This is a genomic window from Ruegeria lacuscaerulensis (assembly GCF_013033355.1).
Classification (GTDB): Bacteria; Pseudomonadota; Alphaproteobacteria; order Rhodobacterales; family Rhodobacteraceae; genus Ruegeria; species Ruegeria lacuscaerulensis_A.
In genome coordinates, this window is sequence record NZ_WQDY01000002.1 from 515,568 (window position 1) to 538,642 (window position 23,075).

The 23,075-nt window shown below is 59.4% G+C and carries 27 protein-coding genes; 1 reads left to right on the forward strand and 26 read right to left on the reverse strand.

Annotation, left to right across the window (positions count from 1 at the left end):
• Positions 1 to 95 precede the first annotated feature (95 nt).
• From GOW48_RS05950 to GOW48_RS06060, 24 genes are all read right to left on the reverse strand, one after another.
• Complete coding sequence (locus GOW48_RS05950) at positions 96 to 698, reverse strand: NADH-quinone oxidoreductase subunit J (protein WP_170752153.1); 603 nt, start codon at positions 696 to 698, stop codon at positions 96 to 98.
• Positions 695 to 1,105, reverse strand: a complete 411-nt coding sequence (locus GOW48_RS05955; protein ID WP_170752155.1) for a carboxymuconolactone decarboxylase family protein — start codon at positions 1,103 to 1,105, stop codon at positions 695 to 697. The genes GOW48_RS05950 and GOW48_RS05955 overlap by 4 nt, the downstream gene beginning before the upstream one ends.
• Complete coding sequence (gene nuoI / locus GOW48_RS05960) at positions 1,102 to 1,596, reverse strand: NADH-quinone oxidoreductase subunit NuoI (RefSeq protein WP_039524264.1); 495 nt, start codon at positions 1,594 to 1,596, stop codon at positions 1,102 to 1,104. The genes GOW48_RS05955 and nuoI overlap by 4 nt, the downstream gene beginning before the upstream one ends.
• Position 1,597: 1 nt before the next feature.
• Positions 1,598 to 2,635 carry an NADH-quinone oxidoreductase subunit NuoH gene (gene nuoH, locus GOW48_RS05965; protein WP_170352620.1) on the reverse strand — a complete coding sequence of 346 codons (1,038 nt, stop codon included), beginning with the start codon at positions 2,633 to 2,635 and terminating at the stop codon, positions 1,598 to 1,600.
• A 204-nt stretch (positions 2,636 to 2,839) separates the two neighbouring features.
• Entirely contained in the window at positions 2,840 to 4,861 is a 2,022-nt protein-coding gene (gene nuoG / locus GOW48_RS05970; RefSeq protein WP_170752157.1) for an NADH-quinone oxidoreductase subunit NuoG, read from the reverse strand.
• Positions 4,862 to 4,866: 5 nt separating this feature from the next.
• Positions 4,867 to 5,271 (reverse strand): DUF5333 domain-containing protein, encoded by a 405-nt coding sequence (locus GOW48_RS05975; RefSeq protein WP_170353126.1) that lies wholly within the window; start codon positions 5,269 to 5,271, stop codon positions 4,867 to 4,869.
• A gap of 98 nt (positions 5,272 to 5,369) precedes the next feature.
• Entirely contained in the window at positions 5,370 to 5,756 is a 387-nt protein-coding gene (locus tag GOW48_RS05980; RefSeq protein ID WP_234899557.1) for a hypothetical protein, read from the reverse strand.
• Complete coding sequence (locus tag GOW48_RS05985) at positions 5,756 to 6,172, reverse strand: MAPEG family protein (protein ID WP_170752159.1); 417 nt, start codon at positions 6,170 to 6,172, stop codon at positions 5,756 to 5,758. The genes GOW48_RS05980 and GOW48_RS05985 overlap by 1 nt, the downstream gene beginning before the upstream one ends.
• 6 nt (positions 6,173 to 6,178) lie before the next feature.
• Entirely contained in the window at positions 6,179 to 7,477 is a 1,299-nt protein-coding gene (gene nuoF, locus GOW48_RS05990) for an NADH-quinone oxidoreductase subunit NuoF (RefSeq protein ID WP_170752161.1), read from the reverse strand.
• 12 nt (positions 7,478 to 7,489) lie between these two features.
• Complete coding sequence (locus tag GOW48_RS05995; RefSeq protein WP_170752163.1) at positions 7,490 to 7,711, reverse strand: DUF5337 domain-containing protein; 222 nt, start codon at positions 7,709 to 7,711, stop codon at positions 7,490 to 7,492.
• Between the two features lie 73 nt (positions 7,712 to 7,784).
• Positions 7,785 to 8,855, reverse strand: coding sequence for an NADH-quinone oxidoreductase subunit NuoE (gene nuoE / locus GOW48_RS06000; RefSeq protein ID WP_170752165.1), 1,071 nt, complete (start codon positions 8,853 to 8,855; stop codon positions 7,785 to 7,787).
• Positions 8,855 to 10,078 carry an NADH-quinone oxidoreductase subunit D gene (locus tag GOW48_RS06005; RefSeq protein WP_170752168.1) on the reverse strand — a complete coding sequence of 408 codons (1,224 nt, stop codon included), beginning with the start codon at positions 10,076 to 10,078 and terminating at the stop codon, positions 8,855 to 8,857. The genes nuoE and GOW48_RS06005 overlap by 1 nt, the downstream gene beginning before the upstream one ends.
• Positions 10,078 to 10,200, reverse strand: a complete 123-nt coding sequence (locus GOW48_RS22610; protein ID WP_257599041.1) for a hypothetical protein — start codon at positions 10,198 to 10,200, stop codon at positions 10,078 to 10,080. Before GOW48_RS22610 ends, GOW48_RS06005 begins: the two co-directional genes overlap by 1 nt.
• 1 nt (position 10,201) lies before the next feature.
• A complete protein-coding gene (locus tag GOW48_RS06010) occupies positions 10,202 to 10,378 on the reverse strand; it encodes a hypothetical protein (RefSeq protein ID WP_170352613.1) in 177 nt (58 codons plus the stop codon).
• A gap of 5 nt (positions 10,379 to 10,383) precedes the next feature.
• Positions 10,384 to 10,983 (reverse strand): NADH-quinone oxidoreductase subunit C, encoded by a 600-nt coding sequence (locus GOW48_RS06015; protein WP_170752170.1) that lies wholly within the window; start codon positions 10,981 to 10,983, stop codon positions 10,384 to 10,386.
• A gap of 12 nt (positions 10,984 to 10,995) precedes the next feature.
• Complete coding sequence (locus tag GOW48_RS06020) at positions 10,996 to 11,529, reverse strand: NuoB/complex I 20 kDa subunit family protein (protein ID WP_037307875.1); 534 nt, start codon at positions 11,527 to 11,529, stop codon at positions 10,996 to 10,998.
• Positions 11,520 to 11,885: an NADH-quinone oxidoreductase subunit A gene (locus tag GOW48_RS06025; protein ID WP_170752172.1), complete on the reverse strand. Its 366-nt coding sequence runs from the start codon at positions 11,883 to 11,885 to the stop codon at positions 11,520 to 11,522. The genes GOW48_RS06020 and GOW48_RS06025 overlap by 10 nt, the downstream gene beginning before the upstream one ends.
• 188 nt (positions 11,886 to 12,073) lie before the next feature.
• On the reverse strand, positions 12,074 to 12,862 hold the full coding sequence (locus GOW48_RS06030; RefSeq protein ID WP_170752174.1) for a crotonase/enoyl-CoA hydratase family protein: 789 nt from the start codon (positions 12,860 to 12,862) through the stop codon (positions 12,074 to 12,076).
• Between the two features lie 3 nt (positions 12,863 to 12,865).
• Positions 12,866 to 13,720, reverse strand: coding sequence for a hydroxymethylglutaryl-CoA lyase (locus GOW48_RS06035; RefSeq protein ID WP_170752176.1), 855 nt, complete (start codon positions 13,718 to 13,720; stop codon positions 12,866 to 12,868).
• Positions 13,721 to 13,779: 59 nt separating this feature from the next.
• A complete protein-coding gene (locus GOW48_RS06040) occupies positions 13,780 to 15,708 on the reverse strand; it encodes an acetyl/propionyl/methylcrotonyl-CoA carboxylase subunit alpha (RefSeq protein WP_170752179.1) in 1,929 nt (642 codons plus the stop codon).
• 3 nt (positions 15,709 to 15,711) lie between these two features.
• On the reverse strand, positions 15,712 to 16,134 hold the full coding sequence (locus tag GOW48_RS06045) for an ASCH domain-containing protein (protein ID WP_170752181.1): 423 nt from the start codon (positions 16,132 to 16,134) through the stop codon (positions 15,712 to 15,714).
• Between the two features lies 1 nt (position 16,135).
• Positions 16,136 to 17,740, reverse strand: a complete 1,605-nt coding sequence (locus GOW48_RS06050; RefSeq protein ID WP_170752183.1) for a carboxyl transferase domain-containing protein — start codon at positions 17,738 to 17,740, stop codon at positions 16,136 to 16,138.
• Position 17,741: 1 nt separating this feature from the next.
• Positions 17,742 to 18,224 carry a hypothetical protein gene (locus GOW48_RS06055; protein ID WP_170752185.1) on the reverse strand — a complete coding sequence of 161 codons (483 nt, stop codon included), beginning with the start codon at positions 18,222 to 18,224 and terminating at the stop codon, positions 17,742 to 17,744.
• Positions 18,221 to 19,747 carry an AMP-binding protein gene (locus GOW48_RS06060; RefSeq protein WP_170752186.1) on the reverse strand — a complete coding sequence of 509 codons (1,527 nt, stop codon included), beginning with the start codon at positions 19,745 to 19,747 and terminating at the stop codon, positions 18,221 to 18,223. Before GOW48_RS06060 ends, GOW48_RS06055 begins: the two co-directional genes overlap by 4 nt.
• A 136-nt stretch (positions 19,748 to 19,883) precedes the next feature.
• Here GOW48_RS06060 and GOW48_RS06065 point away from each other — a divergent pair, with 136 nt between their 5' ends.
• Positions 19,884 to 20,492: an OmpW/AlkL family protein gene (locus GOW48_RS06065; protein WP_170752187.1), complete on the forward strand. Its 609-nt coding sequence runs from the start codon at positions 19,884 to 19,886 to the stop codon at positions 20,490 to 20,492.
• Positions 20,493 to 20,543: 51 nt separating this feature from the next.
• On the opposite strand, the gene GOW48_RS06070 is transcribed toward GOW48_RS06065, so the two are convergent.
• Positions 20,544 to 21,707, reverse strand: coding sequence for an acyl-CoA dehydrogenase family protein (locus GOW48_RS06070; RefSeq protein WP_170752189.1), 1,164 nt, complete (start codon positions 21,705 to 21,707; stop codon positions 20,544 to 20,546).
• Between the two features lie 156 nt (positions 21,708 to 21,863).
• Positions 21,864 to 23,054, reverse strand: a complete 1,191-nt coding sequence (locus GOW48_RS06075) for a DegT/DnrJ/EryC1/StrS family aminotransferase (RefSeq protein ID WP_170752191.1) — start codon at positions 23,052 to 23,054, stop codon at positions 21,864 to 21,866.
• Positions 23,055 to 23,075 lie beyond the last annotated feature (21 nt).

Consider the following 23,075-nt stretch of genomic DNA (forward strand, 5'->3'; position numbering starts at 1 on the left):
TTTCGCGGCCCTATACCCGATCCAACCAAGTACAACAGGCACCGCAATTAGTATTTTTAGCAGCCAGTACTCCATTGGAAGTACCAGCGGCAATTTCACAACCCCTGCCCCGGTTTCACGTCCTTCAGCTCCATCGCCTTGGCCGGGTCGCGCATCATTTGGCCGATGATGTCCTGACGTTTGATGTCCTGACGGTGGCGAAGGGTCAGTACGATGGCGCCAATCATAGCCACCAGCAGGATCAGACCCGCCAGTTGGAACAGAAGGAAGTATTGGTCGTAAAGGATGACACCCAGCGCCTCGGTGTTGTGGCGGTCGGTCGGAACCGGTTGGGCCAGATTGGCCTCAACGCCTTGCGCGCTGTCCCATGCACCGAACGCCATGACGAACTGCATCAGGATGACCAGACCGATCAGCAATGCCAGCGGCATATAACGCGCCATCTCGGCCTTAAGCTCGGCAAAGTCGACGTCCAGCATCATCACCACGAACAGGAACAACACCGCGACCGCGCCCACATAGACGATGATCAGCAGCATCGCCACGAACTCGGCCCCCAGCAGCACGAACAGCCCCGCCGAGGACAGGAAGGACAGTATCAGCCAAAGCACTGAGTGCACCGGCTGGCGGCTGATCACCGTGAACAGGCCGCCGGTGATGGCGCTGATGGCAAACAAATAGAAGGCAAAGACGGTCATTGATCCTCATCCTTGTTGTCGTCCATGACCTCTTGCGCCAGATCCAGCGCACGGGTCATGGCCGGGATGCCAGCAAACACCGACATCTGACCGATCGTTTCCACGATCTCTTGTTTTCTGGCCCCGGCTTCCAGAGCGTGACGCACGGTTTGACGCACCGCGGTATCGGCCTGCGCGCCCTGACAGGTCAGCCCGGCCAGCGTCAGCAACAGGCGGGTTTTGGCGTCCAGTCCGTCCTTGTTGACGGTGTTGCCGAACATCATCTCCATGATCTCTTTTGGCATGGTCGGCCAAAGCGCCTCGAACCCTTTGGGCGAGAAGTTCTCCATCGCCGGGTTCATCGCCTTGGCCATGTCCTGAGCCTGACGCATCATCAGCTCGAACGGATTTGTCGGCGTGTCATTCATCGGTACGGCGCATCCATTTCCAGATTGCGGGCGATCTCGGCTTCCCAGCGTTCACCGTTGTCGAGCAGTTTTTCCTTGTCGTAGAACAGCTCTTCGCGGGTTTCCGTGGCGAATTCGAAATTCGGACCTTCGACGATGGCATCGACCGGGCAGGCCTCCTGGCAGAAGCCGCAATAGATACACTTGGTCATGTCGATATCATACCGCGTGGTGCGGCGGCTGCCGTCTTCGCGCGGTTCGGCGTCGATGGTGATGGCCTGGGCCGGGCAGATCGCCTCGCACAGTTTACAGGCGATGCAGCGTTCCTCGCCGTTTGGATAACGGCGCAGGGCGTGTTCGCCACGAAAACGAGGGGACAGCGGTCCCTTTTCATGCGGGTAATTCACGGTGGCCTTCGGGGCAAAGAAGTACTTCAGACCCAGTTTCATCCCGACCCAGAAGTCCTGCAGCAGAAAGTACTTAGCGGCGCGGGTATAGTCGATTTGGGTCATATCAGCCTCCTACGCTCCAACGGGCGAACGCGCCCCAGAACCAGTCGAATTTCGCCGCAAAGGCCACGAAAACCACCCATACCAGCGAGAATGGCAGGAACACCTTCCACCCCAGACGCATCAGCTGGTCGTAGCGGTAGCGGGGCGTGATCGCCTTGACCATCGCGAAGAGGAAGAAGAAGAACGCCATCTTGGCGACCATCCACAAAACGCCATCCGGCAGGCCGGGGATTGGCGACAGCCAGCCACCAAAGAACAGCAGAGAGATCAACGCGCACATCAGGAAGATGGCGATGTATTCCCCTGCCATGAACAGCAGGAAGGGCGTGGCCGAGTACTCGACCTGATAGCCTGCGACCAGTTCCGATTCCGCCTCGGGCAGGTCAAAGGGTGGTCGGTTGGTTTCGGCCAACGCCGAGATGAAGAACAGGAACACCATCGGGAAATGCGGCAGCCAGTACCAGCTAAAGAAGCCAAACCGACCGTCCTGTGCCTCGACGATGTTTCCAAAATTCATCGACCCGGTCGAGATGATCACGCCGATGATGATCAGGCCCAACGAGACCTCGTACGAAATCATCTGCGCGGCAGACCGCAGTGACCCAAGGAATGGGTACTTTGAGTTCGACGCCCAACCGCCCATAATCACGCCATAAACTTCCAACGACGATACAGCAAAGACGTAAAGGATCGCCACGTTCAGGTCGGACAGAACCCAGCCATCGTTGAACGGGATCACCGCCCAGGCGATCATCGCAAGCACGAAGGATGTCAGCGGCGCCAGCATAAAGACCGTGCGGTCGGCACCTGCCGGAATGACAACCTCTTTCACCACGTATTTCAGCGCATCCGCCACCGATTGCAGCAAGCCATAGACACCCACCACGTTGGGCCCCCGGCGCATCTGGACCGCCGCCCAAATCTTGCGGTCGCCATAGACGAGGAACAACAGAGAGATCATCACAAAGGCAACGACTGCAAGCACTTGCGCCAGAATGATGATGGCTATTCCGCCTGGGGTGTTAAAGAATTCAGCCATTGGTCCTCACACCGTGGGTATTCCGTTTTACGCGCGCGATACGAAGGCCAGATGCCTGCGCATTTAGCGGCTGGGTCGGCGCGTTGGTGTAAACAGCATCTGTCGCCATTGCGCCACCCTTAATCTTGAGTTTCACACACAAATCAGGCGCGGCGTACTGCCACCCGGCAGTCGCCTTACCTTGCGATATGAAACAGTTCTGGTTCATTCCGCTGCAATCTTCTCGGATTTAAGAGCCAGCGCCTGCGCCGAGAGCTCGGCCATCAACTGCGACGCCCGGGCAATCGGGTTGGTCAGATAGAAATCCTTGATGGCATAGCGGAAGGTTGCCTTGCCTAGTGGACCTGCATCCAACACCTGAGCTTCGTTCTCGATCACCTCATCAACGCGAGCCAGATGTGGAACCGCCTCGATCAGCGTGGTGCGCAATTGCGCCAGCGAGTCGAAAGGCAATGTGGCACCCAGCTCGGCCGAGAGCGCACGCAGGATCGCCCAGTTTTCCTTGGCCTCACCGGGCGCAAAGCCAGCACGCATGGCCAGTTGCGGGCGACCTTCGGTGTTGACGAACAGGCCGTTTTCCTCGGTGTAGGCCGCACCAGGCAGGATCACGTCGGCACGGTGTGCACCCCGATCTCCGTGGCTGCCCTGATAGATGACAAAGGCACCCTCACCAATCTCGACCTCATCCGCGCCCAGATTGTAGATCACGTCTGCAGCGCTGACTGCGTCCATGCCGCTGTCGTTCGTCGCGTCCACGTCCATTGCGCCGACACGCGATGCTGCGGTGTGCAGAACGATCAGGCCGCTTTCAGTGTTGGCGGCAATGGCTTGCGCTGCGGCCAGAACGGCGGCCCCGTCAGCCTCTTGCAGCGCACCCTGACCAACGATCACCAGTGACGGCTTGCCCTTGATCTCATCATCACCGCCCATATCCACGGCAGCCTGCAGGGCGGCGCGCTCGTCACCCATATGATGGTAGGGATACGTCAGTTCGGCGGCGGGCCCGACCAGGGCCACTTCGGCCCCATGCGCCCACGCTTTGCGAATACGCGCGTTCAGAACCGGCGCTTCGTCGCGCGGGTTGGTGCCGATTAGCAAAATGCGTTCCGCCGAGTCGATATCTTCGATCGCGGCGGTGCCAGCATAAGCCCCGCGATTGCCCGCAGGCAACTTGGCACCGTCGGTACGGCATTCGACAACACCGCCCTGCCCTTCGATCATCTGTTTCAGGGCAAACGCAGCCTCAACCGGGGCCAGATCTCCCACGATACCGGCGGGTTTCTCGGCTCCTTTCAGCGCTTCGGCGGCTTTGGTCAAAGCCTCGGGCCAGGTCGCCGGGCGCAATTTTCCATTCTCGCGCACGTAAGGCTTGTCAAGACGCTGGCGGCGCAGCCCATCCCATACAAACCGCGTCTTGTCGCTGATCCATTCCTCGTTCACGCCATCATGGTTGCGCGGAAGGAACCGCATCACTTCGCGTCCCTTGGTGTCTACGCGAATGTTCGAGCCCAGAGCATCCATGACATCGACGCTTTCGGTCTTGGTCAGCTCCCACGGACGCGCGGTAAAGGCATAAGGCTTCGAGGTCAACGCCCCAACCGGGCACAAATCGATGATGTTCCCCTGCAGATTCGATTGCAGAGTCTCGTTCAGATAAGAGGTGATCTCGGCATCTTCACCGCGCCCGGTCTGGCCCATCTGGGTGATCCCGGCGACTTCGGTAGTGAAGCGCACACAGCGCGTGCAGCTGATGCAGCGCGTCATCGCGGTGCCGACCAATGGCCCCAAATCCAGATCATCAACCGCGCGTTTGGCTTCCTTGAAGCGCGAGCCCGAAACACCGTAGGCCATCGCCTGATCCTGCAGATCACATTCGCCACCCTGATCGCAGATGGGGCAATCTAGCGGGTGGTTGATCAGCAGGAACTCCATCACCCCTTCGCGGGCCTTCTTAACCATGGGCGAGTTCGTCTTGACCACCGGCGCCTGACCTTCCGGCCCAGGACGCAGGTCGCGCACCTGCATCGCGCAGGACGCCGCCGGTTTCGGCGGTCCCCCGACGACTTCGACCAGACACATCCGGCAGTTTCCGGCAATAGAAAGACGCTCGTGGTAGCAGAAACGCGGGACCTCGACCCCGGCCTCTTCACAAGCTTGGATCAGGGTCATCGAGCCATCAACTTCGATTTCCTGCCCGTCGATATTCACTTTGCGGAGGTCAGACATGGCTTTCAGTTCGCCCTCAAATACACGCCAATGGCGCTGTTTCTATCGATTTCCTTTTTGCCCAACGAGCAAAAGGAAGTGGGGTTGTCGTAAGATACGCCATTGGCGGCCAGATACGCTTCGCCTTTGGCGCGCATACGGTCCTTTTCGGCGTCCGAGTCCACATAGGCCCGGATTTCCGTGTCCGAATACCCCAGTTTGTTCGCTTTGGACCTAAGGTCCCACATCACACCAATCGCCTTCAGACGGCGCCCGCTGATCGACGGGCAGAGTTCCGAAATCTCGTTTGCGATCGCGATGTAATAGAGTTCGTCGTCAATCTCTTTGACTTCGCGCAAAGGCGGTTTCGCCTCAGCCAGGGCAGGCATGCCCAATACTGCGAGAACCGTCAGAGCTTTTAGTACTTGCATGACATATCCTTTCGTCTTGGTTCCACCAAGACGACCTGCGGGCTGGACGTTATGCAATAACGCCTGCCGCAACCCAGCATGATATGTCTGCATCTGCATCATGGACGGCGACACCGCCCTGCAAAGGTCAATTTATCGTCTACCACGCGCAACTTTTCAGGCTCGGTGTCCGGACCAACAGCCCAGTCGATGCGAGATGACCCAAAACTGGTGATACAGAACTTTGTTCCTTCAAAACGTCCTGCCTCACGGGCCCCGTCCAAGGAAGCAGAGACGCCGTTGACCACCACTGTGAATTCTGTAGGTGACCTTTTCTTGTCGACCGGCTTCACCTTGGTGCGGAAATACTGGCCATCAAACCTAACCTGATCCGAAGATGGTGTTATCAGTCCACAGGCCGAGACCGCAAATAACGCCCCAACGGCGACCGACCGGACTACGCCTGCCCCAAGGGTCTTGTTCCGATGCATCCGACTTGCCGCCATCAGAACGCCGCCACCAGTGCAATGATGCCCATTACGACCATGCAAGCCCAGGCAATCACGTAGAGAACAGACCTTAAGCCACTGTTTGGGCGACCAAATCCACGAATATGGACAAACAGCATTACCAGTCGTGCAACCAGGGCAAGCGAAGCCAGTAGGTTTACCCAGAATGGATTGGCACCCATCAGAATAGCGGCAAACGTTACGGCCACATAGGCTGGCAGTGTTTCGGTCCCATTCAGATAGGCACGGTTCAGACGATACGCCTTATCCGAGTAGTCCTGTTCAGGCGTTGCACCGGGCGCAAGTCCTTTGCCCTGCTTTGCCAGGGCTGTGAACGGAGCCATAAACAGCACGACCAGGGTGAAAATCACCACCGATGCAACAGCATGACCGTATTCTGCAAAGGTCTCCATCAAAAGTTACTCCGCCGCCATCGCGCCGGTGCGACCGGATTTCTGCGCCTTTATGCGATCCTCGATCTCTTCGCGGAAGTTACGGATCAGACCCTGGATCGGCCACGCGGCCGCATCACCAAGGGCGCAGATGGTGTGGCCTTCGACCTGCTTGGTGACGTCGAACAGCATATCGATCTCTTCCAGTTCGGCCTCGCCACGTACCAAACGGTCCATCACACGCATCATCCAGCCGGTGCCTTCGCGACACGGCGTGCACTGACCGCAACTTTCATGCTTGTAGAACTTAGACAGCCGCCAAATCGCCTTGATGATGTCGGTGGACTTATCCATCACGATCACAGCGGCGGTTCCCAGACCAGAACCCAAATCATTGCGCAGATGATCGAAATCCATGATCGCATCGCGCATATTCTCACCGCGCACGCAGGGCACTGATGAGCCGCCGGGGATCACCGCCAGCAAGTTGTCCCAGCCGCCGCGAATGCCACCGCAATGGGTCTCTATCAATTCTTCAAAGGGGATCGACATCGCCTCTTCGACGACACAGGGGTTGTTCACATGGCCCGAGATCGCGAACAGCTTGGTGCCAGCGTTGTTCTGACGACCAAAGCCGGCGAACCAATCCGCGCCCCGGCGCAGGATGGTCGGAACCACTGCGATAGATTCCACGTTGTTCACCGTGGTCGGGCAGCCATAAAGTCCCGCGCCGGCCGGGAACGGAGGTTTCATCCGCGGCATGCCCTTCTTGCCCTCAAGACTTTCGATCAGGGCTGTTTCCTCGCCGCAGATATAAGCCCCTGCCCCGTGGTGCAGGAATAAGTCGAAATCCCAACCGGAGCCTGCTGCGTTCTTACCCAAAAGGCCCGCGTCATAGGCCTCGTCAATCGCGGCCTGCAGCGCCTCACGCTCGCGGATATATTCACCGCGCAGGTAGATGTAGCAGGTATGCGCATTCATCGCGAAAGAGGCGATCAAGCAACCTTCGATCAGGGTATGCGGATCATGGCGCATAATCTCGCGGTCTTTGCAGGTTCCGGGCTCGGACTCATCGGCGTTCACAACCAGATAGGCCGGGCGACCATCGCTCTCCTTTGGCATGAACGACCATTTCAGACCGGTTGGAAAGCCCGCACCGCCGCGCCCCCGCAGCCCCGAGTCCTTCATCGTCTGGATGATCCAGTCGCGGCCCTTTTCGATCAGGCCAGCCGTGCCGTCCCAATGCCCGCGCGCCTGTGCGCCCCGCAATGTGCGCTCATGCATCCCGTAGATGTTGGTAAAGATCCGGTCCTGATCCTTCAGCATCGCGTGTTACCTTCAGCTGTCCTGACGCATACGCCAGAGTTGAAATATGTTGACGCCCGCATAGATGAAACCCGCCAGAGCAGCGAAATCAAACAGCAGCGCATACCGAGCGGTCAAACCCAGCGCGGGACCGATGAACAGGTTCATGGCAAGCCAAATCACCATCGTCACCGCAATGACAATGCCGATATGTCGGCCCTTTCGGGCTATGGCCAGTTCCTTGTCCTTATCCATCTTACCCTGATGCCCGACTGGGCACCGTCATCTAGTCTTCGTATGTGCCATCTTCCTTGGCACGTTTGGCAAATTATGTCTCTTGGCCCGAGGCCAGACTTTTCGCCTGTTCAATCCAGCCGTCGCGTTCGATCCGGCCTTTGAACTTCAGCCGCGCATCGACCCAGGCCACATGTTCGGGTGTCCAGCCTGCGATCTGGTCGTAGTGATAGAAGCCCAGCCCGTTCAGCGTTTCTTCTAACTTCGGTCCGACCCCTTTGAGCAGCTTGAGGTCATCTGCCTTGCCACCGCGCGGGTCGGTCAATGTCTCGGGTTGTTCCTCGCCAACTGTCTCTGCCTTGGCCTTCGCCTCTTCAGCCTGCTTCACGGCAGGTTTCGGCGTCGCACGCTCCTTCGGAGGTTTCGGGGCCGTTTTGGTTGCCGCCGCCTTGCCATCCTTACCCAGCCAAGGGGTCAGGATGGGCACTTCGGTTCCGTCGATGCGTTTGACAGTGTCCCCCAGATCAGAAGCCAGTTCGACACTCGCATTGTATTTAGGCTTGCCCGCCTCATACTCGGTCAAGCTGCTTAAACCGCTCAACGGTTCCGCCGCATAACGCCCGTTCTGCGGGCCCGGAGTCGGAACCTTGCCCGCCACCAGATCATCGATGATCTTGCCAAAGTTCTCGGCGGTCAGGTCTTCATAATAGTCCTTGCCGATCTGCGCCATCGGCGCGTTGGTGCAAGAGCCGAGGCATTCCACCTCTTCCCAACTCAGCTTACCATCTGCGGACAAAACGTGCGGCTTGGCGGCGATCTTGTCCTTGCAGACAGCGATCAAGTCCTCGGCCCCGCAGATCATGCAAGAGGTTGTGCCGCATACCTGAATATGTGCCACCGATCCAACAGGTTGCAGCTGAAACATGAAGTAGAACGAGGCGACCTCAAGAACGCGAATATACGCCATGCCCAGCATGTCGGCGACGGATTCGATCGCCGGACGGGACAGCCACCCCTCCTGCTCTTGCGCGCGCCATAGCAACGGGATAACCGCGCTGGCCTGACGACCTTCGGGGTATTTGGTGATCTGTGCTTCGGCCCATTGCTGGTTGGCAGCCGTGAAGGCGAAAGCATCGGGTTGTTCGGGGTGAAGACGGCGGAGCATTAGCGGTCAATCTCTCCAAATACGACATCCATGGTGCCGATGATGGCGGCGACGTCGGCCAGTTGGTGTCCTCCGGCGACGTGATCCATGGCTTGCAGGTGCAGGAAGCCCGGCGCGCGCAGTTTGGCGCGGTAGGGTTTGTTGGTGCCGTCGGCGACCAGATAGACGCCGAACTCACCCTTGGGGGCTTCGACGGCGGCGTAAACCTCGCCCGCAGGGACGTGGAAGCCTTCGGTATACAGTTTGAAGTGATGGATCAGGCTTTCCATCGAGGTCTTCATGTCCGAGCGTTTCGGCGGGGTGATCTTGCCGCGCGCCAAAACGTCACCCGGACATTCGCGGATTTTGGCGATGGCTTGGCGGATGATCAGCAGTGACTGACGCATCTCTTCCATTCGCACCAGATAGCGGTCATAGCAGTCGCCGTTCTTGCCGACGGGGATCTGAAAATCGAACTCGTCATAGCATTCATAGGGCTGCGCGCGGCGCAAATCCCAGGCCAGACCCGATCCGCGCACCATCACGCCCGAGAAGCCGTATTTCTGAATGTCATCCTCAGTCACAACGCCAATATCGGCGTTGCGCTGTTTAAAGATGCGGTTTTCGGTCAACAGGCCGTCGATGTCGTCCAGAACGGCGGGGAATTCGTGACTCCACGCCTCGATATCATCCAGCAGTTCGGGCGGCAGGTCCTGATGGACACCTCCGGGGCGGAAATAGGCCGCGTGCAGGCGGGCTCCACAAGCACGCTCGTAAAACACCATCAGCTTTTCGCGTTCCTCAAAGCCCCAGAGCGGCGGCGTCAGTGCGCCTACGTCCATCGCCTGCGTGGTCACGTTCAGCAAGTGGTTCAGGATGCGCCCGATCTCGGAATACAGAACCCGGATCAGCGAGCCACGGCGCGGCACCTCAACCCCGGTCAGTTTTTCAATGGCCAGACACCAGGCATGTTCCTGGTTCATAGGTGCCACGTAATCCAGACGGTCGAAATACGGCAGGTTCTGCAGATACGTCCGGCTTTCCATCAGCTTCTCAGTACCACGGTGCAGCAGACCGATATGCGGGTCGCAACGCTCGACAATCTCGCCGTCAAGCTCAAGAACCAGACGCAAAACTCCGTGCGCCGCAGGGTGTTGCGGGCCGAAGTTAATGTTAAAGTTGCGAATCTTCTGTTCTCCGCTCAGCGCGTCTGTGCTGCCGTCATCGTATCTTGAGCCGTCCATCAACGCCCTCGTTTCTTCTTTGCTTCGGCCCGAACCCGGACCTTTTCGGCCTCAGCCGCCTTGGCTGCGGCCCCTGCAAGCAAGACGCCCAAAGCGCCCAAAATGATCAATTCGCCCATCATGTCAGCGTCGCTCCATCTCTTGCAGCTTCATGGCCATCATCCACAACAGGACAATCACAGCCGGAGAGATAATGCAGGCAAACGCCCAGTTCTTGTTGATCCCGAAATGCGGCAGCAGCTTGATCATCGGTACGACCGTTGCGACCACCAGAATTATCCAGATCAGGAACTCAAACATGACGGTTACTCCTGTTTTTCATCCCCCGGCAGAATGTAATTCGCACCTTCCCAGGGGGACATAAAATCGAACTGCCGGTATTCCTGTACCAAGCTCACCGGCTCGTAAACGACGCGCTTTTCGGCCTCGTCATAACGAACCTCGGTATAGCCCGTTGTCGGGAAATCCTTGCGTAGCGGATAGCCGCGGAAGCCGTAGTCGGTCAGGATGCGCCGCAGATCGGGGTGACCCGAGAATAAGATGCCGAACATGTCGAACACCTCACGTTCGAACCAGTTGGCCGAGGGGTGAACATCGACGATCGAAGGCACCATGTCTTCCTCGCGGATCGACACCCGCAGGCGGATCCGCTGATTCTGGTACATGGACAGGAAGTGATAAACCACATCGAACCGCTTGGCGTGTTCCGGGTAATCGACGCCGGTGATATCGACCAGAGACGAGAACTTGCAGTTCGGGTCGGATTTCAGGAATTCGACGAATTCAACCAGGCTCGACGGGGCCACATCCACGTTCAGTTCGCCATGAGTCACGTCCCAGGACAGAACGCAATCAGTGCGCTTGAGTTCCAGCTGTGCGCCGAGTTCTTTGAGTGCTTCGCTCATTCAACCTCTCCTTCAGCGCACAATCGTGCCGGTGCGGCGGATTTTGCGTTGCAACTGCATCAGGCCATAAAGCAACGCCTCAGCGGTCGGAGGACAGCCAGGCACGTAGATATCCACCGGAACGATGCGGTCGCAACCGCGCACGACAGAATAGGAATAGTGGTAGTACCCGCCCCCATTGGCGCAGGACCCCATCGAGATCACATAACGCGGCTCGGGCATCTGATCGTAAACTTTGCGCAGCGCCGGGGCCATCTTGTTGGTCAGCGTCCCAGCCACGATCATCACGTCCGACTGACGTGGGGACGCACGCGGCGCGATACCGAACCGTTCCGCATCATAGCGCGGCATCGAGGTGTGCATCATCTCAACAGCACAACAGGCCAAACCGAATGTCATCCAGTGCAACGATCCGGTTCGCGCCCAGTTGATAATGTCCTCGGTCGAGGTCAGCAGGAAACCTTTGTCCTGCAACTCGGCATTCAGGGCCTGGGTGGCGACTTCTTTATCGACGCCGGCGGTGTTTGCACCCGTCATCACTCCCATTCCAAGGCCCCTTTCTTCCATTCATAGGCAAAGCCAATGGTCAGAACGCCCAGGAACACCATCATGGACCAGAAGCCCACATCGCTGATGTCTTTAAAGCCCACGGCCCATGGGAAAAGGAACGCGATTTCCAGATCGAAGATGATGAAAAGAATCGAGACCAGATAGAACCGGACATCAAACTTCATCCGCGCATCGTCAAAGGCGTTGAAGCCACATTCATATGCGCTGACCTTTTCGGGGTCGGGATTGCGGACAGCCAGAACCACAGCGGCCAGAATCAGGACGATTCCAAGGCCCACGGCAATGGCCAGAAACACCAGAATCGGGAGGTACTCCCGCAGCAGGTCTTCCACGTAAAGCTCCTTTCCTGCGCATGCCCCCAAAGGGTGCGCCGTCAATTGGCGTGTTGACTGGACATTCTCTATCCCTGCCGGGTCAGAGGGTCAACCGAACACAAACGCGCAGGGCGTGAAATATCTGCTTGCCATCAAAGGTTATTCCGGAAGGGTGATTCCTATCACCACGGCACGACGGCTATCGTCTAATCCTTACTAATCCAGGTTGGTTTTCGTTTCTCGAAAAAGGCGGCGATTCCCTCTTTGGCCTCGTCGGTTTCCCAACGGCCAACCAAAGCGCGGATCGTCTGGTCGATTACCGTGTCATCTATTCTTGGCCCCAAATCACGCACCAATCCCTTGGCCGAAGCGACAGCACCCGGCGCGCAGGACAAATAGGGGGTCACTTCGGCTTCGACCGCCTCGGGCAAATCGACGGCTGCAACCACTTTCGCCAACAAACCAAGCTCAACCGCCTCACTGGCATCGAAAAGGCGTGCAGACATAAAAACCCGCCGCGACCGTGCCTCGCCCATGCGCGCGATGACATACGGACCAATCGTGGCCGGGATCAGCCCAAGCCGCGTTTCGGTCAGCCCCATGGTCAATGTGTCGACCCCGATGGCCACATCACAGACCGCGGCCAGCCCAACACCGCCCCCGAACGCATTGCCCTGCAGCGCCCCGATCAGAGGTTTCGGCAGTGTATTCAGCGCCTGCAGCATCTCGGCCAGCTTGCGCGCCTCGGTGAACCGCGTTTCGGGGTCGGCTGCCATCTGATCCTGCATCCAGCCCAGATCACCACCGGCACAAAAGCTCTTGCCCGCGCCAGTCAGGACCACAACCCGCACCGAGTCGTCCGCCCCCAACTGCCCTGCCGCTTGCGTCAGTTCGGAGATCATCTGCGCCGACATGGCATTATGCTTGCCGGGGCGGTTCAGCGTCAGAGTGGCAACACCGCGCGTATCATTCGTGACCGAAATCGTTTCGAACATCGTTTATTCCGCTCGCATAGCGCGCGCCATCTGGGCGGCCTCTTCCACGATCGCGACATCAATGCCCGTCTGATATCCTAGCCGATCGAGATGGGCGACTACAGATTCAGTGGCGACATTCCCTGCCGTCCCCGGCGCATAAGGGCACCCTCCCAGACCGCCGACCGCCGAATCGAATGTCCGCACACCAAGCGCCAGAGCTGCGTCGATATTGTCGATGGCACGTCCCGTAGTGTCATGAAAATGCCCCGACAAACGCGTCACAGGCACCCGTTCGCGCACGGCCAAAAGCATATGAGCGATTGTGTCAGGCGTCCCCTGCCCGATCGTGTCGCCCAGCGAGATCTCATAGCAGCCCAGCGCGAACAATGTGTCGGCCACCTCGGCCACCTTTTCGGGCGAGGTCGGACCGTCATAGGGGCAGTCGGTCACGCAGGACACATAGCCCCGCACCGGCAGGTCGATATGGCGCGCGGCCTCCAGGATGGGTGTGAAGCGTTCAATGGATTCCGCAATCGTCGCGTTGATATTTGCCTTCGAGAAGCCCTCGGACGCCGAGGCAAACACCGCAATCTCATCGGCTTTGGCGGCCAGCGCGTCCTCGTACCCGCGCATATTTGGTGTCAGCGCAGCATAGCGGATACCATCGGCCCGGCTGATCTCGGCCAGCACCTCGGCACTGCCTGCCATCTGCGGCACCCATTTGGGCGAGACAAAGCTGGCCACCTCGATCCGGTTGAACCCGGCGCGGCTCAGGCAATCGACCAGAGCGACTTTTTCCGCAACCGGGATTTCCCGCTGCTCGTTCTGCAGCCCGTCGCGCGGCCCCACTTCGAATATCTCGACCCGATCGCCCATCTTACTCCTCCGCTAAGCTGTTGATCCGACTGTGCCACGGCTGAGGCGGCAGGAACAGATCATTCCTCCTCTAGCCGGACCAGTGCGGCCCCGGCCTCGACCTGAGCGCCCGCCTCGACCAGTACTTCGGCCACAGTGCCGTCGCGGGCGGCCAGCAGAGAATGCTCCATCTTCATCGCTTCAAGGACGGCCAACCGATCGCCTTCGGCCACGGTTTGTCCGGCCTGTGCAAAGACCGCCTTGACCAGACCGGGCATCGGGGCCTCGATGACATTGGTGTCACCGGTGGCGCTGGTATCGCGGTCCAGCGGGTCGATCATCTCGAACACCTGAACATACGCCTCGAACACAGTGATCCGAGAGCCTGCAACCGATACAGGCGGCATCGCTGTGCTGTCGATCATCCAGCCTCCGGGACCACGTTCAGCCACTAAAGTATCGCCGCCGAGCTGCCAAACCTGCCGGTTCGGTCCTTCGACCTGCACGTCCAGATCAATCACCTCATCCGCCATCAGCTGAACGGCACGATGCAGAGGCGCCCACAGCGAGAACCCAGTCTCTTCGGATGTGTCCACCAAACCAACAGCGGTCATGGCCGCCGCGACGGTCGCAAGGGTTGAGGTCGCCGTAGTCTGAACCAACCCATCCAGATCACGCCCGATCAGCCCGGTATCCACATCACCCGACGCGAACCCCTGATGCCGCGTCAGCGCACCCAGAAAGGCAAGGTTGGTTACAGTGCCCGCAACCTCTGTCTGACGCAGAGCACGGTGTAACTGTTCCAGCGCAATGTCGCGCGTGGGGCCGTGGACGATGACCTTGGCGATCATCGGGTCATACCACGGACTGATCGTATCCCCTGCCCGCACACCGCTATCGGCGCGGCAATGCGCCGGGAAGTGCAGATACGTCAACGTCCCCGTGGCAGGCAGGAAGCCTTTGGGCACGTCCTCGGCATACAGCCGCGCCTCGAACGCGTGACCCGAGATAGAAAGGTCACTCTGCTGTTTCGGCAGCGTCTCGCCCGCCGCCACGCGCAACTGCCATTCGACCAGATCAACCCCGGTAATCGCCTCGGTCACGGGATGCTCCACTTGCAGGCGGGTATTCATCTCCATGAACCAGAACCGATCCGGTCGCAGCCCGTCCGAGGCATCCACGATGAATTCAACCGTACCCGCGCCCTTATAGCCAATCGCCTCGGCGGCGCGTACACCGGCCTGCCCCATCGCTTCGCGCATTTCAGCCGTCATACCGGGTGCCGGAGCCTCTTCGATCACCTTCTGGTGCCTCCGCTGCAACGAGCAATCGCGTTCGAACAGATGAACCCCATGGGTGCCGTCGCCGAAAACCTGCACCTCGATATGGCGCGGTTTGGAGACGAATTTCTCGACGAGAACGGCGTCGTTGCCAAAGGCCGTGCGCGCCTCGCCTCGCGCACTGTGCAGCGCGTCTGCGAAATCTTCGGCACGTTCAACCAGCCGCATACCCTTTCCGCCGCCACCTGCAACAGCTTTGATGAGAACAGGGTAGCCGATTGTGTCCGCGGCACCGGCCAAATGCTCCGGGTCCTGATTGTCGCCATGATAGCCCGGCACCACAGGCACGCCCGCCTGTTCCATCAAGACTTTGGCAGCATCCTTGAGGCCCATCTTGCGGATCGCATCCGCCGAAGGCCCGATGAAGGTAAGGCCTGCCGCCTCGACCGCATCGACGAAATCGGGGTTCTCGGACAGAAACCCGTATCCCGGATGGATCGCCTGCGCTCCGGTGTCGAGCGCCGCCTGAATGATCGTTTCGCCCTTCAGATAACTCTCCGCCGGGGCCGCGCCACCGATATGCACGGCCTCATCCGACATCTGCACATGCTTGGCCGAGGCGTCCACATCAGAATAGACCGCAACGCAGGCCACACCCATCTTCTGGGCGGTCTCGATCACCCGACAAGCAATCTCACCCCGGTTGGCAATCAGGATTTTGGTGAACATGACTTACCCCTCAACCGTCAGATCTTCGACCAACCGGAACCGCTCGCAGAGCAGCTCCATCTCGGGCTCGAACCCGCCATTTCGTTCAAAGTACCGGCGGTGATCTTCGCGCCACCCCTCAAGCGTCTCATTCTCGCCTTCGGCCAACGCAAACTCCTCGGTCACATCGCAATAGCGGCAGATCGAAACTTCGACCGTTTCGATGACCAAAGCTGGGCGATCATCCCAATCCAGAGCGATATCGCGCCGCCCCACAACCGGAGTGTCCGCGCTGCCCTCAGGATAGTCTCGCAACGCGCCGCAGGTCGCGGTTTTCTTTCCCGCGCGCACCAACGCCAACAACTCGGCGCTCAGCGTTGCGTTGTCTCCAAACTTAAAGGTCTGCGCACCGGGGTAGCGGGATTTCAGTTTTTCCGGATCGACCATTTTACATCCTGAACACGCCAAAGCGTGTCTCCTCGATCGGAGCATTCAACGCCGCACTCAGCGACAAGGCCAACACATCCCGCGATTTGCGCGGGTCGATGATGCCGTCATCCCAAAGCCGCGCCGAGGCATAGAGTGGATGCGATTGCTCTTCGAACATGTCCAAGGTCGGGCGTTTGAATTCGGCCTCTTCCTCGGCCGACCAGGTGCCGCCCTGCCGCTCGATCCCGTCGCGTTTGACGGTGGCCAGAACGCCCGCCGCCTGTTCACCGCCCATCACCGAGATCCGCGAATTCGGCCATGTCCACAGGAACCGCGGCTGATAAGCCCGACCGGCCATACCGTAATTACCAGCGCCAAATGACCCGCCCACCAGCATCGTGACCTTCGGCACCGAGGTCGTCGCCACCGCCGTCACCATCTTGGCCCCGTGCCGCGCGATGCCCTCGTTTTCGTATTTGCGACCAACCATGAACCCGGTGATGTTCTGCAGGAACACCAGCGGGATGCGACGCTGAGAACACAGCTCGACAAAATGCGCGCCCTTTTGCGCCGCCTCGGAAAACAGCACGCCGTTGTTGGCGATGATCCCAACCGGGCAGCCTTTAACATGAGCAAAGCCGGTTACCAGCGTTTCCCCGAAGCGCGGCTTGAACTCATCGAAGCGCGAGCCATCGACCAGCCGCGCAATCACCTCGCGGATGTCATAGGGCGTGCGCAGATCGGCAGGCACAACCCCGAGGATTTCCTCGGGGTCATAGGCCGGGTCCTCAGGGCTGGCCCAATCCACCGTCTGCGGTTTGCGCAGGTTCAGCGACCCTACGGCGCGGCGCGCCAAAGCTAGTGCGTGCGCATCATCCTCGGCCAGATAGTCCGCCACGCCGGACAGACGCGTGTGCACATCGCCGCCGCCCAGATCCTCGGCGCTGACCACCTCGCCCGTCGCGGCCTTGACCAGAGGTGGACCGGCCAGAAAGATCGTGCCCTGTTCCTTGACGATGATCGTCACATCCGACATCGCGGGCACATAGGCCCCACCTGCCGTGCACGACCCCATCACCACAGCGATCTGCGCAATCCCCTTGGCGCTCATCCGCGCCTGATTATAGAAGATGCGGCCAAAGTGGTCGCGATCTGGGAACACCTCATCCTGATTGGGCAGGTTCGCGCCGCCGCTGTCGACCAGATAGATGCAGGGCAGATGGTTTTCCTCGGCAATCTCCTGTGCCCGCAGGTGCTTTTTGACCGACATCGGATAGTATGTGCCGCCCTTCACGGTGGCATCGTTGCACACCACCATGACCTCACGCCCCTGCACCCGGCCAATGCCCGCGATCACCCCAGCACAGGGCGCGGCGTCGCCATACATCCTGTGCGCCGCCGTTGCGCCGATTTCCAGAAACGGCGACCCCGCGTCCAGCAGGTTCGCCACTCGGCGCCTGGGGAGCATCTTGCCCCGAGACACATGCCGCGCACGAGATTTCTCACCACCGCCCATGCGGGCTGTTTCGGCAGCTGAGGAGATTTGCGCCAGCGCGTCGAGATGGGCGGTTCGGTTGGCCTTGAAGGCTTCGGACTTGGGCATCGCTTTGGATGTGAGTTTCATTCTATTCCCCTAGTGCCAGTCTCAATCGCGAGAAGTCGGGTTGGCCCTGCTTTGAAATGCGCCACGCATCAAATCTCGGGTTCGGATACTCTTCGTTTCTGACTTTGGAGCGTCCGTTCATCCAAACACTTCGGTTTCCGGTGTTTTTTCCGGAGGACGTGGTCACGCAATTCTCAATGAAATCCGCTGACGACATGAGCCACATTTCGTCGAGTCGTTCTGAATAAAACATAAAATAAAATCCATCTCGCTCTTCCGGATGGGATTGGCCAACACCGAACAAAGCGGAAGATCCAAATTTCACCTGATTGGAACGAGCTTTGATTTGCAAGTCGAGCTTTTGTCCCGCTTTGCCCCTGACGATCGCATCAATACCATCATCATCAACAAGCGGCACAAATACATCGAAGCCATCTTTTAACAGCAGACCGATAACCCAATACTCAATTCGCTTTCCAAAGGACGCGGAGTTTCTAGAGCTCATCGCCTCACCTCCGCCGCTGCCCGCGCCTTCAATTCCTTCCGAACAACCTTTCCCGTCACCGTCATCGGCAATTCCTCCAGAAACGCCACCTCGCGCGGATAGGAATACTGCGCCAGACGAGCCTTGACCCACTCCTGCAGCTCTGTGCCCGACGCTTCGACCCCCGGCTTCAACACCACATAGGCTTTGACGATCTCGGTCCGCAGCTTGTCGGGTTTGCCGACCACGCCCACGGTTGCCACCGCCGGGTGGGTCAGCAGGCAATCCTCGATCTCAGCTGGGCCGATCCGGTATCCGGCTGAGGTGATCACGTCGTCATCGCGCCCCACGAAGCGCAGGTACTCGCCCTCCCACACACCACGGTCGCCGGTGATCAGCCAGTCGCCGCGGAATTTCTGCGCGGTCTCCTCGGGTCGGTTCCAATATTCTAACAGCATCGAAGCCGAGCCACAGCGGATGGCCACGTCGCCCTCGTGATCGGTCGGATGGCCATCCTCGTCGATCACCGCTACCTCATGCCCCGGCACCGGTTTACCAATACAACCGGGGCGCACCGGGAAATCCTCGGCGCAAGAGGACACGACCATGTTGCATTCGGTCTGGCCGTAGAATTCGTTGATCGTCAAACCGAACGCCTGCTGCCCCCAGGCCAGCATTTCGGCCCCCAGAGGCTCACCGCCCGAGGCGACCGAGCGCAGGCCGGGGATGGCCTGATCCGCCGCTTTCAGCATCCGCAGCGCGGTGGGCGGAAAGAACACGTTACGCACGCCGCCACGCGCGACCACATCGGCGCAGGCCTCGGGGGTGAATTTCTCAAGCCGCGCGGCGACCACGGGGATGCCTAGCGCCAGACCGGGCATCAGCACATCAAACAATCCCCCGATCCAAGCCCAGTCAGCGGGGGTCCACAGGCAGTCACCGTCGCGCAGGTGGTTGTGACTGATCGAGACGCCCGGTAGATGCCCCGTCAGTACCCGATGCCCGTGCAGCGCGCCCTTGGGGCTGCCAGTGGTGCCCGAGGTATAGATCAGCACGGCAGGGTCTTCGGGGCCGGTATCAGCAAAGGGCAGTGGCTCGTTTGATGGCGCAATCTGATCCACCAGAATGGGCCGCGCCAGATTGGCCAGCAGCGCCGCACCCTCCTCATCCGTCAGCACGATCTGCACGCCCGAGTCGCCAATGCGCGAGGCCAACGCGTCCTGCTGGAACAGTTTGAACAAAGGCACGGATATCGCGCCCAGCTTCCAAATCGCTAGATGTGCCCCTGCGCACCAAGGGGATTGGCTTAGCAGAACCCCTATGCGATCGCCGGGCTGTACCTGCTGCGCAAGAACCCGGGCCAAACCATCCGTCATTTGTCGCAGCACCCCAAAACTGACACCCTGGCCTTCTGCGGCGGTGAGGTCGATGATTGCTGTTTGGTCGTCGGGTTGCGACAAGCATTGCAACGCCATGTTGAGGCGCTGAGGCACGTCCCACCCCCCTTCTGTCAGCAACCCAGGTATGCGCTCAGCGGGACGCATATTCATCATCCTTTGTTTTCAACGAAGTTACCCGGCGTCGCGAATTTTCGCGGGTCACAGAAATTTGACACAGATCAGAGTTTGCGCCCCGAAAGGCGGGCAAGAACGCCTCATCAACAAATTCAAAGGCTGTAAAATGACCAAAAAACTCGCCGCTTTGACCGTCTCCACTGCGCTTGTCGCGCTGGCCGCCCCCGCATTTGCCCAGAACCAGGGTGACTGGACCGTTGGTATCGGTGCCGGGTATCTGAACCCGAAATCCGACAACGGCACGCTGGCCGGGCTGGATGCCGACATCGATTCCGACGTCAGCGCCATCTTCACTGTCGAGTACTTTATCCGTGACAATCTGGGCATCGAATTGCTCGCCGCAACGCCGTTCAACCACAACATCGCGCTTGGCGGCACCGATCTGGCCAGCACCAAACACCTGCCGCCCACCCTGTCGCTGAACTACCACTTCGACACCGGCAGCGCGTGGAAACCCTATGTTGGTGCGGGTCTGAACTATACCATCTTCTTTGACGAGAAGACGCCGCTGGGCAATGGCGACCTGGACATCGACAACTCGTTCGGCGTCTCGCTGCAGGCCGGTATCGACTATCAGATCACCGAGAAAGGCGCCGTGCGCCTGAACGTGCGCTGGTTCGACATCGACTCGGACGTCAAACTGGATGGCGTCGACATTGGCGAAGCCGAAATCGATCCCTGGCTGGTTGGCGTATCCTACGTTCATCGCTTCTGATCCTTCAATTTCAACGCCCTGCAATCACCCGGATTGCGGGGCGTTTTTCTATCAGAGCATTTCGTTCATCATTTCCCGCCCGATCAGCATCCGACGGATTTCGCTAGTTCCCGCACCAATCTCCATCAGCTTCGCGTCACGGAATATCCGGCTGACCGCTGAATCCGACAGGAACCCGGCCCCTCCCATCGCCTGAACAGCCTGATGCGCCTGCGTCATCGCCTGCTCTGACGCGTAAAGACAGCACGCCGCAGCATCCTGACGAGTCACGTCACCCCGGTCACAGGCCTTGGCAACCTCGTACACATAGGCCCGCGCAGAGTTCATCGCGGTGTACATGTCGGCGATTTTGCCCTGCATCAACTGAAAGCTGCCGATGGGTTTGCCGAACTGTTTGCGCTCGGCCAGGTACGGCATGATTTCATCCAGACAGGCCGCGATGATCCCGATCCCGATCCCGGCTAGAACCACGCGTTCATAGTCCAGACCGGACATCAAAACGGCAACACCCTTGCCCTCTTCGCCCAACACGTTCTCAAAGGGCACCTCGACGTCTTCAAAGATCAGTTCCGATGTGTTCGACCCGCGCATCCCCAGCTTGTCGAAATGGGGAGACGTCGAGAACCCCGTCATTTCCTTCTCGATCAGAAAGGCGGTAATCCCCTTCGATCCAGCCTCGGGGTCCGTCTTTGCATAGACGACCAGAGTGTCTGCATCCGGCCCGTTGGTGATCCAGTATTTGCTGCCATTCAGCCGGTAGTGATCGTTGCGCTTTTCCGCGCGCAGCTTCATCGACACCACATCCGATCCGGCACCCGCCTCGGACATGGCAAGCGCCCCCACATGCTCGCCGGAAACCAGACGCGGCAGGTATTTCGCCTTTTGTTCATCGGTTCCGTTCAGCTTGATCTGATTGACGCACAGATTCGAATGCGCCCCGTAGGACAACGAAACAGAGGCCGACGCCCGCGCTACCTCTTCAACGGCGACGGTATGCGCCAGATAGGACATCCCCACCCCGCCATATTCCTCGGGCACCGTAATTCCCAGCAGCCCCAGATCACCCATCTCTCGCCATAGCGCATTTGGGAAGGCATTCGTGGCGTCAATCTCGGCGGCCATCGGCTTGACCCGCTCCTGAGCCCAGCGATGCACCGATTCCCGCAGGGCGTTTACATCCTCGCCCAGGTCAAACTGCATGGTGGCCGTGAACATCTGCGATTTCCTCCCCTCGCATTAATGAACGGTTGTTCAAATAACTATCAGCGAATCCTTTCAGCGTCAACGACGGCCACACACAAACACAGCGCCGACCCGTCAGGGCGGCGCTGTGTTTACATAGAGCGTGCGCTGCAGGCGCACTCGATTGGATTACGACTGATAGACCGCGCCAACCTCGGCCCGGATGATCCGCGCAATCAGGCGGCAATCCTCCAGCGAGAATGTCAGCGGCACCCGCATATCCATGATCCCCGCCAGGACCCGGTCACTGGCGGGCAGAGGCGCACTATCCGCATAGCGCCAACTGTCGTATCGCGAGGTAAAACCAGTGGGCTCGGCCCCACCGAACCACTTCAACTCGACCCCACGCGCAGCACAGCGGTGGATCACCTCGGCGATACGCTCGGGCGACCAATCCAGCAAGAGGAATTGAATGGATGAGCCCACATAGGTCTCACCTTCGGGCCGTTCGACAATAGTTAGGCCGGGCGTGTCGCGCAGACCATCTTCGATCTCAGCATAGCGTTCGTTCCAGCGCGAAACCTGCTGGTCCAGATCCCGCAGTTGAGGCCGCAGGATCGCCGCCCGCAGGTTATCCATCCTGCCCGAGACATTGGGGGTGTTATATTTGATCCGCTCAAACACCTCTGGCCCCGGTGCGGCCAGATGACGTTCGTACAGCATATACGAGCCCGACAACATCGTCGCCTTCGCTGCAAGTTCCTCATCATCGGTGACCAGCAAGCCGCCCTCACCCGAGTTCACATGCTTGTAGGTCTGGCAGGAATAACACCCAATGGCCCCCTGCCGCCCCGACAATTGCCCGCGCCACGCTGCCCCCATCGTATGGGCGCAGTCCTCGATCACGATCACTCCTGCGGCGTCGCACATCTGCATCAGCCGGTCCATGTCGCACAGATGCCCGCGCATATGGCTGAGCATCAGCACTCGCGCCTGATCCAGCTTGGCTTCAAGATCGTCCAGATCAACCACCAACCCTTCGGTCACGCCCACGAACACAGGCCTCGCCCCGACCGAGGCGATTGACCCCGGCACCGGCGCCAGCGTGAAAGCATTGGTCAGCACCGGATCACCCGGCTGCACCCCAACTGCGCGCAGGGCCGCGGCCAGCGCATATCCGCCCGAGGATACCGCCAGACAGTATTTCGCCCCCATCTGCGCCGCGAATTCCTGCTCCAGCAACGCGGTTTCGCCCAGTTCTCCGGGCACCACGTTATAACGGTGCAACCGCCCATGGCGCAGTACAGCGAGCGCGGCCTCGACCGCCTCTTCGGGGATGGGTTCCTGCTGGGTGAAGCTGCCAGTGAATATCTCGGTCATGGCTCTGTTCTGGTCCTCACG